We start from the raw sequence: 15764 nt of genomic DNA on the forward strand, positions 1-15764 counted from the left end.
TCCGGTGACCGCCGGTGATCACGACTCCTGTACCGAGAGTGCGGGAAGGGGGCGGGAGTGCGCGAGGGCTGTGGAAAACCGGGCGGTCGCGGAGAACTTCGGCATCTTCCGGCCGGCAGGGGCAATCCGCCGCCGGACGGGGAAGTGTTTCCGGTGGTCAGCCGCGCCGGGCGGTCCGGCTTTGCCGTGTCGCCCGGCGCGTCCGGGGTCCCGTACACTTCTGGGTGGCGATCCGGGCTCCGGATCGACCTCGCATGCCCCGCCGCCGGCGGCCGGAACCGGTCCGCACGGCGGCTGCGTACCTCGGTCCGCGGAAGGACCGCTGAGGGACTTCCGCGGTTGTGACGCGCAGGGGCGTCAGGGGCTCCGGCCAGTTCCGGCCGGCGCCGTACAACCGAGTAGTCCAAGGAGAACGGCCATGGCCGTCGTCACTATGCGGGAGCTGCTGGAAAGCGGCGTCCACTTCGGTCACCAGACCCGCCGCTGGAACCCGAAGATGAAGCGCTTCATCTTCACCGAGCGCAACGGCATCTACATCATCGACCTGCTCCAGTCGCTGTCGTACATCGACCGCGCCTACGAGTTCGTCAAGGAGACCGTTGCCCACGGCGGCAGCATCCTGTTCGTCGGCACCAAGAAGCAGGCCCAGCAGGCCATCGCCGAGCAGGCGACCCGGGTCGGGATGCCGTATGTCAACCAGCGCTGGCTGGGCGGCATGCTCACCAACTTCTCCACCGTGCACAAGCGGCTGCAGCGCCTGAAGGAGCTGGAGCAGATCGACTTCGAGGACGTGGCCGCCTCCGGCCTGACCAAGAAGGAACTGCTGGTCCTCTCCCGCGAGAAGGCCAAGCTGGAGAAGACCCTGGGCGGTATCCGCGACATGCAGAAGGTGCCCAGCGCCATCTGGATCGTGGACACCAAGAAGGAGCACATCGCCGTCGGCGAGGCGCGCAAGCTCAGCATCCCGGTGGTGGCGATTCTCGACACCAACTGCGACCCCGACGAGGTCGACTACAAGATCCCCGGCAACGACGACGCGATCCGGTCCGTCTCCCTGCTGACCCGGGTGATCGCCGACGCCGCCGCCGAGGGTCTGCTCGCCCGCTCCGGCGCCGCCGAGGCCGCCAAGGAGGGCGAGAAGCCGGCCGGTGAGCCGCTGCCCGAGTGGGAGCGCGAGCTGCTGGAGGGCGCCGAGGCCAAGGCCGCCGAGACCGCGCCCGAGACCGCCGCCGAGCAGCCTGCCGCCGAGGCCGACGCCGAGAAGGCCGGCGAGCAGGGCTGACCGCCGGTGTCCGCCGCTCGCCGCGGATCCGCGGCCGGCGGACGGGCTTGACGTCCGGGCGCGGCGGGCCCGGGGCCTCCGGGCCCCGGCCCGCCGCCGCCCGGCAGTGCGATCCCACCCACCGAACTTCCGGGAAGAGAATCACGTAACCATGGCGAACTTCACCGCCGCCGACGTCAAGAAGCTCCGCGAGCTCACCGGCGCCGGCATGATGGACTGCAAGAAGGCCCTGGACGAGGCCGAGGGCAATGTCGAGAAGGCCGTCGAGATCCTGCGGGTCAAGGGCCAGAAGGGCGTTGCCAAGCGCGAGAGCCGCACGGCCGAGAACGGCGCCGTGGTCGCGCTGATCGCCGACGACAACACCTCCGGTGTGCTGGTCGAGCTGAAGTGCGAGACCGACTTCGTGGCCAAGGGCGACAAGTTCCAGGCCACCGCCAAGGCCGTGGCCGAGCATGTGGCCCGCACCTCGCCCGCCGACATCGGCACCCTGCTGACCTCGGAGATCGAGGCCGGCAAGAGCGTGCAGGCGTTCCTGGACGAGGCCAACGCGGCGCTCGGCGAGAAGATCGTGCTGGACCGCTTCGCCCAGTTCACCGAGGGCTATGTGGCCGCCTACCTGCACCGCACCAGCCCGGACCTGCCGCCGCAGGTGGGCGTGCTGGTGCAGCTCGACAAGCCGGACGCCGGCACCGCCAAGGACGTGGCCCAGCACATCGCCGCGTTCGCGCCCAAGTTCCTCTCCCGCGAGGACATTCCGGCCGATGTGGTGGAGACCGAGCGCCGGCTGGCCGAGGCCACCGCCAAGGAGGAGGGCAAGCCGGAGGCCGCCCTGCCGAAGATCGTCGAGGGCAGGGTGAACGGTTTCTTCAAGGAGAACACCCTGCTCGACCAGCCCTTCGCGCGGGACAACAAGAAGACCGTGCAGAAGGTGCTCGGCGAGGCCGGGGTCGCGGTCCAGCGCTTCGCCCGCTTCCGCGTCGGCGCCTGAGCCGCACCGCACCGCACTGCACAACACGGCACGAGCGCCGCGCACCCGGGCGCCCGGCCCGGCCGGGCGCCCGGAACGCCGGCGCCGCGAAGCCCCGGCCGGGCGCGGTGTTCCGGCCCGCGGCGGGGCCCGAACCGGTGTCCGCGGCAGCCACGCGCGGGTGAGAGGCTGGAGGGGAGACGGTGAGTTTCGCCGTGCCACCGGCCCCGGCCCGCCCGGCGGCGCTATTGTCGGGCGGGGGCCGGACCGGGGCTGACGGGGAAGCACGGCCGTGACGACCGCAGTTGTGACGAGGAGGCCATGCCGAGCAGGATGACCCAGGGAATCCGCCGGCCGTGGCCTTCTCGCATGCGCACGAGGAGAGACCCATGAATCACGGTGCCACCGTCGCCACAACAGCCGGTGACCCCGTCCGTCCCCGGCGCTTCCTGCTGAAGCTCTCGGGCGAGGCCTTCGCCGGCAACGGCGGACTCGGCGTCGATCCGGACGTCGTCCACTCCATGGCCCGGGAGATCGGCGCCGTGGTGCGGGACGGCGCCCAGATCGCCGTGGTGATCGGCGGCGGCAACTTCTTCCGCGGCGCCGAGCTCCAGCAGCGCGGCATGGACCGGGCCCGGTCCGACTACATGGGCATGCTGGGCACGGTGATGAACTGCCTGGCGCTCCAGGACTTCCTGGAGAAGGAAGGCGTCCCCAGCCGGGTGCAGACCGCCATCACCATGGGTCAGGTCGCCGAGCCCTACATCCCGCTGCGTGCCGTGCGCCATCTGGAGAAGGGCCGGGTGGTCATCTTCGGCGCCGGTATGGGCATGCCCTACTTCTCCACCGACACCACCGCCGCCCAGCGGGCGCTGGAGATCCACGCCGAGGCGCTGCTGATGGGCAAGAACGGCGTGGACGGGGTCTACGACTCGGACCCGCGCAAGAACCCGGACGCGGTCCGCTACGACGCCCTCGACTACAGCGAGGTCATCACCCGCGACCTCAAAGTCGCCGACTCGACGGCGATCACCCTGTGCCGGGACAACAGTCTCCCGATCCTTGTGTTCGAGCTGCTCGCCGAGGGCAATATCGCCCGCGCCGTCAATGGTGAGAAGATCGGCACACTCGTGAACAGCCAGGGCCGGCGGGCCTGAGCGGGTCCGCCGCCGGCTTTCCGCACCACCTGGCCCCACCACCGACCGAAACCGGAAGCACTCAGGAGCACATGGTGATCGAAGAAGCTCTCCTCGAGGCCGAGGAGAAGATGGAGAAGGCCGTCGTGGTCGTCAAGGAGGACCTGGCGGCCATCCGTACCGGGCGTGCGCACCCGGCGATGTTCAACAAGATCCTGGCCGAGTACTACGGCACCATGACGCCGATCAACCAGCTGGCGTCCTTCTCGGTGCCGGAGGCGCGCATGGCCGTGGTGACCCCGTTCGACAAGACCGCGCTGCGCAATATCGAGCAGGCGATCCGGGATTCCGATCTGGGCGTCAACCCGACCAACGACGGCCACATCATCCGGGTGACCTTTCCCGAGCTGACCGAGGAGCGGCGCCGCGAGTACATCAAGGTGGCCCGCTCCAAGGGCGAGGACGCCAAGATCTCCATCCGCGGTGTGCGGCGCAAGGCCAAGGACCAGATCGACAAGGCGGTCAAGGACGGCGAGGTCGGCGAGGACGAGGGCCGGCGCGCGGAGAAGGAGCTGGACGACACCACCGCCAAGTTCGTGGCCCAGGTCGACGAGCTGCTGAAGCACAAGGAAGCCGAGCTGCTCGAAGTCTGAGCGGGAGCGCCGCCGCAGGCCGACCTCACCGGCCGACCGAACCGGAAATGGAACTGGTGTGTTGAACGAGTCAGCCGAGAGCCGCAGGGCGGGCGAACGAGTCCCCCGATCATCGGCGGGTCCCGCCCGATATCCACGGCAACCGGCGCAGACTCGGCATGTGTCCAATGGGTCCCGAGGTCCGGCCGGCCGGCCGCCCGAGCGGCCGCGGAAGAAGTCGGCCGGCCGAGATCTGCGGGCCGCGGTGGCGGTGGGCCTGGCCCTGGGCGCGCTGGTGGTGCTCGCGCTCTTCGTCTACCGGCCGGCCTTCACCGGGGTGATCGTGCTCGCCGTGGTGATCGGCCTGTGGGAGCTGTCGGCCCGGCTGACCGAGCGCAAGGACATCCGGGTGCCGCTGGTGCCGCTGGCCCTGGGCGGCGCCGCCATGGTGGTGGCCGGCTATCTGCGCGGCGCGGAGGGCGCCTGGGCCGGCCTGGCCGTCACCGGTCTGGCGGTCCTGGTCTGGCGGATGGTCCGGCCCCCCGCGGGCTATCTGCGCGATGTCACCGCCGGTGTGTTCGCCGCCTTCTATGTGCCGTTCCTGGCCACCTTCGTGGCGCTGATGCTGGCCGCGGACGACGGCTCCTGGCGGGTGCTGACCTTCCTGATCCTGACCATCGTCAGCGACACCGGCGCCTACGCGGTGGGATGGCGCTTCGGGCGCCGCAAGCTGGCGCCCCGGATCAGCCCCGGCAAGACCCGTGAGGGACTGGCCGGAGCGGTGGTCTTCGCCATGACCGCCGGGGCGCTGTGCCTGCACTTCCTGATCGACGACGCGGTGTGGTGGCAGGGCCTGCTGATGGGGCTGGCGGTGGCGGCCAGCGCCACCCTGGGTGACCTGGGCGAGTCCATGATCAAGCGGGATCTGGGCATCAAGGACATGGGCACGCTGCTGCCCGGCCACGGCGGCATCATGGACCGGCTGGACTCGCTGCTGCCCACCGCCCCGGTCTGCTGGGCTCTCTTCCTGCTCTTCGCCGGCTCTCACTGATCGTTCTCCCCCGGCCGCGCGGTGAACCGCGGTGATAGAAACGGCATGCGACCGAGTCATCGGCGATGCGCCGAGCATGCGACGGGGGAACGATGAACCAGTCCACGCCATTCGGGATGCCCGGCTACGGGGACGGCCGGCCGCTCCGGCCGGGACAGCCCGGCCCTCCGGCGGGGGCCGGGGGATGGCCGCCCGCACCGGCGGGCGGACCCCAGGGACCACCGCCCGGGCAGGGCTTCCCGGCCCGGGCACACCCGGGCCACCCCGGTCGGCCGGGGCCGTATCCGTATCCCCATGCGCACCGGCCCGGCGGGCCGGCGCCTCGCCGGAGCGGCGGGCGCGCGGCGGCCGTCGCCGTGGCCGCCGTGCTGGTCCTGCTGTCGGCCGGATTCGGCGGCTGGTGGTTCCTGCTCCGGGACGGGGGCGGGGGAGTGGAGTCGCTGACCACGTACCAGGAGTGGGCGGCGGCCGCGGAGGAACTGGGCACGGCCGGGGTCGCGGTTCAGGTCGTCCAGCCGGACGCCCCCGGAGGGGCGCATGAGGTGACCACCCAGGGGCACTGGTTCACCGACACCCATTTCGTCCGCCGCACTCTCGGCGGGGTGACCGCATACGACCTGTCCACCGGTGAGGCGGACTGGGAGTATCAGCTCCCGGGCAGCCGGCTGAGCAGCTGCCCGGCCTCGCTGGAGCAGTCCGGCGGCCGGGTGGTGCTGCTCAGCGGGGAGCCGGCCGAGAACGGCGGCTCCAGCGTGTGCCGCACCGTGACCCTGCTGGACATCGGCACCGGGGAGCAGGTGTGGAGCGTCGACGTGCCCGGCCTGGCCCACCACGAGGACGTCTATCCGGGATCCCAGGACACTCCGGTGATCTTCGGGGACCGGGTGCTGGTCAGCTCGGCGGCGGGCGGGCACATCCTGTCCCTGGAGACCGGCGAGCCGGTCGTCGAGGCGGAGCCGGTCCGGGAATGCTTCGCCTACCGGTACGCGGTCTTCGGCGACACCCTGCTCCAGCGGCTCACCTGCGGCCAGAGCGGCGGCGGTGGCCTGGGCAAGGGCGGTGCGCTGGTCGCCTGGGGCCAGAACGGTGAGGAGCTCTGGTCCTGGCGGCTGCCGGCCGACGATGCCCGCGTCGACGGGGTGATCTCGCTGGAGCCGCTGGTGGCGGAGGTCACGTCCGGCAACCGGTCCCAGGTCTGGCACATCGATCCGGCAACCGGGGAGCACTCGGTGGTGCTGGCGGACTATGACGAGACCCGGGGATTCCCCTGTGTGCCCGGAGGGCTGCGGAACTGCCCGCGCGCGCTGGTCGCGGACGGCAGGCTGGTCATGCAGGTCGAGCTGCCGCACATCAACCCCGGCGATTCCGGGCACGAGGGCGGCCACGGCCATCCCAACTACCAGAACCAGCTGGTGGCCCTGGACCTGGCCGACGGCAGCGAGGTGTGGCGCACCGAGCGGGTGCAGAACCGCAAGCTGGGCCTGGTGACCGTCGACGGCGACCGGATCATCGCCTACCAGGAGCCGAAGCGGATCGGCACCAAGGGCGACGGCGTGCCCGCCATGGTCGTCGCGGTGGACCCGTCCTCGGGCGCGGTCACCCCGGTGATGGCGATGGGGCCGGAGACGTACCGGCCGCCGCTGCGGGCCCTGAGCGAGCAGAGCTACTTCGGCAAGGTCACCAATGTCCGCCCGGCCTGGGACAACGGCCGCTTCGCCATGATGCAGACCTCGCTCATGCGGCAGAACGACGGGGTCCTGGAGACCCTGGTGTTCACCCGGCCCTGAGCCGGCCGGCACCGGACCGCCGTGGTGCCCGGCGGCGGGACCGGGCACCGGGCCGGGTCTGCGACACTGGAACGGTTATGCCCAAGCCCGGAGAACTCATCTTTGCCGCGCCGCGGGGTGCCGTCATGCCGCCGCGCCACCTCGCCGACCTCAGCCCCGCCGAGCGCCGGGAGGCCGTCGCCGGACTGGGCGAGAAGCCCTTCCGCGCCCGCCAGCTCTCGCAGCACTACTTCGCCCGCCTGACCGACGACCCGGCGCACTGGACGGACATCCCGGCCGCCGCCCGGGAGCGGCTGGCGGAGGAACTGCTGCCGCCGCTGATGACCGAGGTGCGCCAGATGTCCTGCGACAACGGCGCCACCCGCAAGACCCTGTGGAAGCTGCACGACGGCACCCTGGTGGAGTCGGTGCTGATGCGCTACCCGGACCGGGTCACCATGTGCGTCTCCTCGCAGGCGGGCTGCGGCATGAACTGCCCGTTCTGCGCCACCGGCCAGGCCGGGCTGGACCGCAATCTGTCCACCGCCGAGATCGTGCACCAGATCGTGGCCGGTATGCGGGCGCTGCGCGACGGCGAGATCCCCGGCGGCCCGGCCCGGCTGTCCAACATCGTCTTCATGGGCATGGGCGAGCCGCTGGCCAACTACAAGCGGGTGCTGGGCGCGGTCCGCCGGCTGACCGACCCGGCGCCGGACGGGCTGGGCCTGTCCCAGCGCGGCATCACCGTCTCCACGGTGGGGCTGGTGCCGGCCATCCGGAAGCTCACCGAGGAAGGGCTGAAGTGCCGGCTGGCGGTCTCGCTGCACGCCCCGGACGACGAACTGCGCGACACCCTGGTGCCGGTGAACACCCGCTGGAAGGTGCGCGAGGTGCTGGACGCGGCCTGGGTCTACGCCGAGGTCTCCGGCCGCCGGGTGTCGGTGGAGTACGCGCTGATCAGGGACATCAACGACCAGGCGTGGCGGGCCGATCTGCTGGGCCGGCTGCTCAGGAACCGCCGGGCGCATGTGAATCTGATCCCGCTGAACCCCACGCCCGGCTCCAAGTGGACCGCCTCCCGGCCCGAGGACGAGCGGGCGTTCGTGGCCGCGCTGGAGGCGCACGGCGTGCCGGTGACGGTCCGGGACACCCGCGGCCAGGAGATCGACGGCGCCTGCGGTCAGCTCGCCGCGACCGAGCGCTGAGGCGCGCTTTGGGCCTCGCCGTCCGGATGTGGCGGGGGTGCGGGGCCGGCGGTGCCGGGGGTGGGCTAGGGTGAGCGGTCGAACATACGCACATTCCGACAGGGGAGCGCTCGCAGCGCTGAGAGTGCGGCGGAAACGGCCGCAGACCCTTCGAACCTCGCCCGATACGGTCCGGCCGGCGGGTAGGGAGCTCGGACTCTCATGCTGCTCGCGGGGCTCCGTTCCCCGCACCCTTACGAAAGCAGCACGATGAAGCGCACGGCCACCCCCCATCTCGCGGCGGCGACGGCACTCGGACTCGCGGTGCTCGCCGGCTGCGGCGGCTCCGGCACGGACGGCTCCGGCTCCGGCGGGGCCCCGGCGGCACCGCCCGCCACGGTCACCCTGGTCACCCACGACTCCTTCAACGTCTCCGACGAGGTGCTGGAGACCTTCACCGCGGACACCGGCTTCGAGGTCGAGATCCTGCGCGGCGGCGATGCCGGCGTGATGGTCAACCAGGCGGTGCTCACGGCCGGCAACCCGCAGGGCGATGTGCTGTTCGGCGTGGACAACACGCTGCTCTCCCGGGCCGTCGAGGGCGAGGTGTTCCAGCCCTACCGGGCGGCCGGGCTGGACCTGGTGCCCGAGGAACTGCGTCCGGCCGGTGACGTCCCGGTCGTCCCGGTGGACACCGGTGACATCTGCGTCAACTACGACCGCGGCTGGTTCGCCGAGCAGGGCGTGGCCCCGCCGGAGACGCTGGACGACCTGACCGCCCCGGAGTACCGGGATCTGCTGGTGGTGGAGAACCCGGCCACCTCCTCGCCCGGTCTGGGGTTCCTGCTGGCCACCGTCGCCGCCTACGGCGAGGACGGCTGGCAGGACTGGTGGCGGCGTCTGGCCGGCAACGGCGTCGAGGTGGTGGACGGCTGGGAGCAGGCCTACTACGACCACTTCTCCGGCGCGAGCGGCGGCACCGGCGGCGGCGACCGCCCGCTGGTGGTCAGCTATGCCACCAGCCCGCCCGCCGAGGTGGTCTACGGCACCGGTCCCGAGCCCGAGCAGGCGCCCACCGGCGTCGCCACCGGCACCTGCTTCCGCCAGATCGAGTACGCCGGCCTGCTGGCCGGGGCCGCCAACCCGGAGGGCGGCAAGGCCCTGCTGGACTTTCTGCTGGGCGAGGACTTCCAGGCCGATGTGCCGCTCCAGATGTTTGTGCACCCGGTGCGGGAGGGCGTGCCGCTCCCCGAGGTCTTCACCGCCTACGGGGTGGAGATAGCCGATCCGTACACCATGGATCCGCAGGCCATCACCGAGGGCCGGGAGCGGTGGGTGACCGAGTGGACCGAGCTGGTGCTGCGGTGACCGGGTGACCACCCGTCCTGTGGGCACGGCGCCGGGGACGCCGCCGGCCGGTCCGCGCCCGGCGCGCGGCTTCCCGGCTCCGGGGCGGCGGCCCCCGGGGCACGGTGCCGGCCGGCGCCGTGCCCGGCCGGCCGGGTCGGCCCTGCTGGCCCTGCCCGCCGTCTTCTTCGCGGTGTTCTTCGGCTACCCGGTGGTGGCGATCACTGCCCGGGGCCTGGGCGAGGGGCGGGCCCTGGAGGTGCTCACCGCGCCCGGCACGCGCCAGGTGCTGTGGTTCACCCTCTGGCAGGCCGCCGCCTCCACCGCGCTGACGCTGGTGCTGGCCCTGCCCGCCGCCTATGCGCTGGCCCGGTTCGCCTTCCCCGGCCGGAATCTGCTGCGCGCGCTGATCACCGTGCCGTTCGTGATGCCCACGGTGGTCGTGGGCTCGGCCTTTCTGGCGCTGCTCGGCCGGGGCGGCCTGCTGGAGCAGCTGTGGGGGGTGCGGCTGGACACCTCGGTGTGGGCGATCCTGCTGGCCCATGTGTTCTTCAACTTCTCCGTGGTGGTGCGCACCGTCGGCGGGCTGTGGGCGCAGCTCGACCCGGGGCAGGAGGAGGCCGCGCGGATGCTGGGGGCGGGGCCGTTCGCCGCCTGGCGCCGGGTCACCCTGCCCGCGCTGGCCCCGGCGCTGGCCGCCGCGGCGCTGATGGTCTTCCTCTTCACCTTCACCTCCTTCGGGGTGATCCAGGTGCTGGGCGGTCCCCGGTTCGCCACCCTGGAGGTGGAAATCTACCGGCAGACCGCGCAGTTGCTCGATCTGCCGGCCGCGGCCGTGCTGACCCTGGTGCAGTTCGGCGCGGTGGCCGCGGTGCTGGCCCTGCACGCCTGGACGGTGCGGCGCCGGGAGACCGCGCTGCGCCTGGTGGACCCGGAGCGGACCGCGCGCCGCCCGCGCGGCGCCGGCCAGTGGGCCCTGCTGGGCGGGGTGCTGCTGACGGTGGCGGTGCTGCTGGTGCTGCCGCTGGGTGTGCTGGTGGAGCGGTCCCTGTCCGGCCCGGACGGCTATGGACTGGCGCATTACCGGGCGCTGTTCGCCTCGGACGGCACCTTTCTGGTGGCGCCCTGGGAGGCGGTGCACAATTCGCTGCGCTACGGCGCGGTGGCCACCCTGATCGCGCTGGTGGTGGGCGGGGCGGCGGCAGCCGCCCTCACCACGGACGCCGGCCGGCTGGTGCGCGGCTTCGACGCGCTGCTGATGCTGCCGCTGGGGACCTCGGCCGTCACCGTGGGCTTCGGTTTCCTGATCACCCTGGACGCCCCGCCGCTGGACCTGCGTTCCTCCTGGATCCTGGTGCCGCTGGCCCAGGCGCTGGTCGGGGTGCCGTTCGTGATCCGGATCATGCTGCCGGTGCTGCGCGCGGTGGACGACCGGCTGCGGCAGGCCGCGGCGGTGCTGGGCGCCTCGCCGGCCCGGGTCTGGCGGGAGATCGACCTGCCGCTGGCGCGGCGGGCGCTGCTGCCGGCGGCCGGGTTCGCCTTCGCGGTGTCGCTGGGCGAGTTCGGGGCCACGGTCTTCCTGGCCCGGCCGGACGCCCCGACCCTGCCGGTGGCCGTGGCCCGGCTGCTGGGCCGGGCCGGTGAATCCGCCTACGGGCAGGCCATGGCGCTGTCCACGGTGCTGATGGCGGTCTGCCTGCTGACCCTGCTGGCCCTGGAACGGATACGCCCGCTGCGGGCCGGAGGTTTCTGATGCTGCTGGAGACGACCGGGGTGACCGTCCGCTTCGGGCCGCGCGCGGGCCGGACCGGCCGGACCGGCCGGGGACCGGCGCCGTCCGCCGCGCTGGACGCCGTGGACCTGACCGTGGCCGAGCACGAGATCGTGTGCGTGCTGGGGCCCAGCGGCAGCGGCAAGTCCACCCTGCTGCGGGTGATCGCGGGGTTGCAGCGGCCGGACGCCGGAACCGTCCGGCTGGCCGGCCGGGACCAGGCCGGGGTGCCCGCGCACCGGCGCGGGCTGGGCCTGATGTTCCAGGACCACCAGCTCTTTCCGCACCGCGATGTGGGCGCCAACATCGCCTTCGGTCCGCGGGTACGGGGCGAGACGCGGGCCGTGACCGCGGCCCGGGTGGCCGAACTGCTGGAACTGGTCGGCCTGCCGGGCGCGGCCCGGCGGCCGGTGGCCTCGCTCTCCGGCGGCGAGCAGCAGCGGGTGGCGCTGGCCCGCGCCCTGGCGCCGCGTCCCCGGCTGCTGATGCTGGACGAGCCGCTGGGCCAGCTCGACCGCGGGCTGCGGGAGCGGCTGGTGGTCGAGCTGCGGCAGTTGTTCCGCACCCTGGGCACCACGGTGCTGGCGGTCACCCATGACCAGGGGGAGGCGTTCGCGCTGGCCGACCGGGTGGTGGTGATGGACCGGGGCCGGATCGCGCAGTCCGGCTCCCCGGTGGCGGTCTGGGAGCGCCCGGCCTCGGCGTTCGTCGCGCGCTTTCTGGGGTTCCGCAATGTGGTGCAGGCGGTGGTGCGGGACGGCGCGGCCGAGACGGCATGGGGCCGGGTGCCGGTGCCGGACGGCAGTCCGCCCGGTCCCGCGCAGCTGCTGATCCGTCCGGCCGGGGTGCGGGTGGGGGAGACGGAGCATGCCGTGCTGCGCTGCGTGGTGACCGCGCGGACCTTCCGGGGCGACCATGTGGTGCTGCTGCTGACGCCGGAGCGCGGGCCGCGGCTGGAGGCCATCTGCCTCCTGCGGGAGGCGCCGCGGGAGGGCGCCACCGTGCCGGTCGGCTTCCGGGGCGAGGAGACGGTGCTGCTGCCGCCCGGCTGAGCCGGCGGGATTGCTGAAAGTTTCCGTCTGGACTGGCCGGTAGGGGTGAAGTAAATTGTCAGTCCCCTTGCTTGTCATGGGCACTCCCAACTTTCCGTGGAGAGGCCGAATGAGACGGACCATCGGACGGATGCTGCCGACCCTGCTCGCCGTCACCGCGCTGCTGCTGGGCCCCACGGCCACCGCCGGGGCCACCGCGGAGCCCGATCCCGATCCCGATGCCGCCGCCGAACTGCCCCAGCAGTGGCGCAGTTACTGGGTGGACGCCTTCAACGAGGGCATCTACACCCCGGAACAGGCCGACCGCCTGGTGGCCGACGCCCTGGCCGTGAACGCCAACGCCCTGGTGGTCCAGACCGCCCGTCGGTACGACTGCTTCTGCAACCACGCCCTGTACCCGCGCACCGACGCCGCCGTGGCCCCGGCGCCCTACGACCCGCTGGCCACCGTCATCGACAAGGCGCATGCCGCCGGGCTGGAGGTGCACGCCTGGGTCAACGTCAACACCATGTGGAACAGCGCCACCCCGCCCAGCTCCCCGGACCACGTCTTCAACCTGCACGGGCCCTCCGCCGACGGCGCCGACCGCTGGCTGAACAAGCGCTCCGACGGCACCGAGCTGATCGGCGCCAACGCCTATGTGGACCCGGGCCACCCGGCCGCCGCCGACTACATCGTGCGGGCCGTCACCTCCCTGGTCACCCACTACGACGTGGACGGCATCAATCTCGACTACGTCCGCTACCCCGACTCCAACCTGGCCCCCGGCCGCTCCGACTGGGGCTACAACGACGTCGCGGTGGCCCGCTTCCAGGCCCTCACCGGCCGCACCGACATCCCGGGTCCGGCCGACCCGCAGTGGTCCGACTGGCGCCGCGACCAGGTCACCGGCCTGGTCCGGCGGATCTATCTGGCGCTCTGGCAGGCCGATCCCACGGTGCGGCTCTCCATGGACGCCATCACCTACGGGCACGGCCCGCAGGCGGTGGGCGGCTGGCAGGCCACCCGCACCTACACCGAGGTGCTCCAGGACTGGGCGGGCTGGCTGGAGCAGGGGATCATGGACACCGCCCTCACCATGAACTACAAGCGCGAGTGGAACCCGGACCAGGCGCTGATGTTCGCCGAGTGGTCGGAGTTCCTGGCCGACCACCAGGCGGACCGGCAGGCGGTGAACGGCCCGGCGCTCTATCTGAACTCGGTCGCCGGCAGTGTGGCCCAGGCGCGGCGCGCCATCGCGCCGAGCGCGGCCGGCAACACCGCGGCGGGCTGGAGCGGCTACTCCTACGCCAATCCCGCCATGGCCACGGTGGGCGGCAGTCCGGCGGAGCGCCGGGCACAGCGCGACGCGCTCGCCGAGGCGCTGACCGGCGGACCGGACGCGCCGTTCGCGCAGCGGGCGGCCGTGCCGGACATGCCGTGGAAGACCAGCCCCACGGACGGGCATGTCACCGGCCGGCTGGCGCTGCGCGGCGGCGGGGTACTGGACCAGGCCCGGGTCACCCTGCGCCCGTTGACGGCCGGCGGGGAGCCGCTGACCGTGCGCTCGGACGGCAACGGCTGGTTCGGCTTCGCCCATGTGCCCGCCGGGCGCTATCTGGTGACGGCCGAACTGCCCCCGGGCGTGGCCGGTCTCCCCGTCGACGTGGTCGAGGTGACCAGGGGCGGCATCGCGGAAGCCGGCTTCCCGCCGTTTCTCGCCCTGCCCTGAGAACCCCGCGGGCACCGGCACCGCCGCCCGGCCGGCCGGGACGGATCACAGCGGCCGGGCGACAGCCGTGGTCACGGCTATCAGCGCGGAGCCCAGGACGAGCAGCGCCGCGGTGCGCAGCGCGACCAGTGAACGCCGGGTGCGGCGGGCCGCGCCCAGCCGGTGCAGCAGCGCGGTGTGGCGGATCCCGGGCAGGACGGCCGGGGCGGCTGCCGCGGCCGTGGCGGCCACGGTCACCGCCGTTCCGGCCGGGCCCAGCGGGGTCCCGGCCAGCGGCCCGGCCAGCGCCAGGGCCGCGCACAGCATGCCCAGTGACCGGCCGGCGCGCGCCGCCTCGGTCTGGAGCGACCGCCCGGCCAGCAGGCGCACCGCCCCCGGCGTCCCGGCGGCCACCGCCCGGCCCGCGGCGTGCAGCAGCCCCGGTGTGACGGCCATCAGCCCGGCCGCGATCAGCGCCCAGCTCACCGCCGCGGGACCGGTCCGGACCGCGCCGAGCGCGGCTCCCGCACCCAGCCCCGCGGCACCGCCCCAGACCACGGCCCGCCGTGCCCCGCGCCCCCCGTGCCTTCCGCGGACCGGGACGCCGCCGGGCGTCGTCCGGCGGGTCCCGGGGGTCCGGCGGCGGAGGCGGAGGACGGCACCGGCCGTCGCCGCGGCGGTGGCCAGCAGCGGGGGAGCGGCCAGCAGGGTGAGCGCCGCGGGCAGCACCGCGAGCGGCGGCGGATGCAGGGGCAGGGCCGCCGCGCTGCCCAGCAGCGCGGGCAGGGCAGTGCGGGCCGCCGCCCGGCGGGCCGGGGGCAGCCCCGGCCCGGACACCTCCGGGCGGTGCTCCGCAGCCGCCGCGGCGAGCCGTGCCACCGCCGCCAGCGCCGCCAGGGGCAGGAGGCACCAGGCCGGTGCGGCCGCTGCGGCGCCCGCCCGGTCCGCGGCGGCAAGGGCCTGGTCGAACGCGGTCAGCAGCAGATGGGCCGTGGCGGCCGAGAACGCCGCCACCAGCAGCGGGCCCCCGGGGCGGCCCCGGACTAGGCGGTGAGCGAGCATGCCAGCCGGCCGTCACAGAGCGTCAGGCCGCGGTCGGCCAGTTCCACCGCCTGGGGATCGTTGCAGGCCAGCAGCATGGTGATGGCATGGGAGCGGGCGGCGGTGACCAGTGTGCGCAGCACCACCCGGCGCTCCTGCCCGTGCAGCGGCGCGGTCGGCTCGTCCGCGAACAGCACGGCCGGGCGGTGCACCAGGGCCCGGGCCACGGCCACCCGCTGCCGCTGCGCCCGGTCCAGCGCCCCGGGCCGCAGATGCGCGCAGTGCCCCACGTCCAGCCGCTCCAGCCACTGCTGCGCGGTCCGCCGGGCGGCCCGGGCCCCGGCGCCGGCCAGCAGCAGCGGCAGGGCCGCGTTCTCCCGGGCGGTGAGTTCCGGCACGAGCTGTGCGCGGTCGCCGATCCAGCCGAACCGCTCGCGGCGCAGCCGGGCCAGCGCCGGGCTCCGCAGGGCGTGCAGCGGGATGCTGTTGAACCACACCTCGCCCCGGTCCGGCGGCAGCCTGCCGGAGAGGCAGTCCAGCAGGGTGGTCCGCCCGCTGCCGCGCCCGCCGGTGACGGCCAGGATCTCGCCCTCCCGGACCGCCAGCGAGAGATCGCGGAGCGCCGGCGACCCGGCATGCGCCCGGTGCAGCCCGCGGGTCCAGAGCACATCGTTGTCGGGGTTGTCAGGGTTGCCGAGGTTGTGAGGGTTGTGAGGGTTGTCGGGGCTGCCGGGCGGGGTGCCCGGGCGGGGCGGGGCAGTGGGCACGCGGCACCTCCGCTGGTCGGCGGCGAAGTGCCAGGACCAACGCGCCACCGGGGCTTCGGTTACGGCGAACGGGGTACG

Annotated in this window: 13 protein-coding genes; 11 read left to right on the forward strand and 2 right to left on the reverse strand. The window is 73.5% G+C overall.

The window, feature by feature from the left end:
- Window positions 1-418: 418 nt before the first annotated feature.
- The 11 genes from rpsB (at window position 419) to BM242_RS16230 (ending at window position 13899) form a co-directional block, all read left to right on the forward strand.
- On the forward strand, window positions 419-1282 hold the full coding sequence (gene rpsB / locus BM242_RS16180) for a 30S ribosomal protein S2 (protein ID WP_093839539.1): 864 nt from the start codon (window positions 419-421) through the stop codon (window positions 1280-1282).
- Between the two features lie 151 nt (window positions 1283-1433).
- On the forward strand, window positions 1434-2270 hold the full coding sequence (gene tsf, locus BM242_RS16185; protein ID WP_093839540.1) for a translation elongation factor Ts: 837 nt from the start codon (window positions 1434-1436) through the stop codon (window positions 2268-2270).
- Between the two features lie 368 nt (window positions 2271-2638).
- Window positions 2639-3406 (forward strand): UMP kinase, encoded by a 768-nt coding sequence (pyrH, locus tag BM242_RS16190; RefSeq protein ID WP_093839541.1) that lies wholly within the window; start codon window positions 2639-2641, stop codon window positions 3404-3406.
- 74 nt (window positions 3407-3480) lie between these two features.
- Window positions 3481-4038: a ribosome recycling factor gene (frr, locus tag BM242_RS16195; RefSeq protein ID WP_093839640.1), complete on the forward strand. Its 558-nt coding sequence runs from the start codon at window positions 3481-3483 to the stop codon at window positions 4036-4038.
- Between the two features lie 160 nt (window positions 4039-4198).
- Window positions 4199-5068, forward strand: a complete 870-nt coding sequence (locus BM242_RS16200) for a phosphatidate cytidylyltransferase (protein WP_093839542.1) — start codon at window positions 4199-4201, stop codon at window positions 5066-5068.
- 365 nt (window positions 5069-5433) lie between these two features.
- Complete coding sequence (locus BM242_RS16205) at window positions 5434-6855, forward strand: outer membrane protein assembly factor BamB family protein (protein WP_139238344.1); 1422 nt, start codon at window positions 5434-5436, stop codon at window positions 6853-6855.
- Between the two features lie 77 nt (window positions 6856-6932).
- A complete protein-coding gene (gene rlmN / locus BM242_RS16210) occupies window positions 6933-8039 on the forward strand; it encodes a dual-specificity RNA methyltransferase RlmN (protein WP_093839544.1) in 1107 nt (368 codons plus the stop codon).
- Between the two features lie 249 nt (window positions 8040-8288).
- Window positions 8289-9386, forward strand: coding sequence for a thiamine ABC transporter substrate-binding protein (locus BM242_RS16215; protein ID WP_093839545.1), 1098 nt, complete (start codon window positions 8289-8291; stop codon window positions 9384-9386).
- A 145-nt stretch (window positions 9387-9531) separates the two neighbouring features.
- On the forward strand, window positions 9532-11118 hold the full coding sequence (locus tag BM242_RS16220; protein WP_093839641.1) for an ABC transporter permease: 1587 nt from the start codon (window positions 9532-9534) through the stop codon (window positions 11116-11118).
- Window positions 11118-12188: an ABC transporter ATP-binding protein gene (locus BM242_RS16225; RefSeq protein ID WP_093839546.1), complete on the forward strand. Its 1071-nt coding sequence runs from the start codon at window positions 11118-11120 to the stop codon at window positions 12186-12188. Before BM242_RS16220 ends, BM242_RS16225 begins: the two co-directional genes overlap by 1 nt.
- 109 nt (window positions 12189-12297) lie before the next feature.
- Complete coding sequence (locus BM242_RS16230; protein ID WP_245834146.1) at window positions 12298-13899, forward strand: family 10 glycosylhydrolase; 1602 nt, start codon at window positions 12298-12300, stop codon at window positions 13897-13899.
- Between the two features lie 45 nt (window positions 13900-13944).
- Here BM242_RS16230 and BM242_RS16235 read toward each other — a convergent pair whose 3' ends face one another.
- Window positions 13945-14940: a hypothetical protein gene (locus tag BM242_RS16235; RefSeq protein WP_093839548.1), complete on the reverse strand. Its 996-nt coding sequence runs from the start codon at window positions 14938-14940 to the stop codon at window positions 13945-13947.
- Window positions 14922-15587 carry an ABC transporter ATP-binding protein gene (locus BM242_RS16240; RefSeq protein ID WP_093839642.1) on the reverse strand — a complete coding sequence of 222 codons (666 nt, stop codon included), beginning with the start codon at window positions 15585-15587 and terminating at the stop codon, window positions 14922-14924. Before BM242_RS16240 ends, BM242_RS16235 begins: the two co-directional genes overlap by 19 nt.
- Window positions 15588-15764 lie beyond the last annotated feature (177 nt).

This window comes from Streptomyces aidingensis, assembly GCF_900112355.1.
Classification (GTDB): domain Bacteria; phylum Actinomycetota; class Actinomycetes; order Streptomycetales; family Streptomycetaceae; genus Streptomyces; species Streptomyces aidingensis.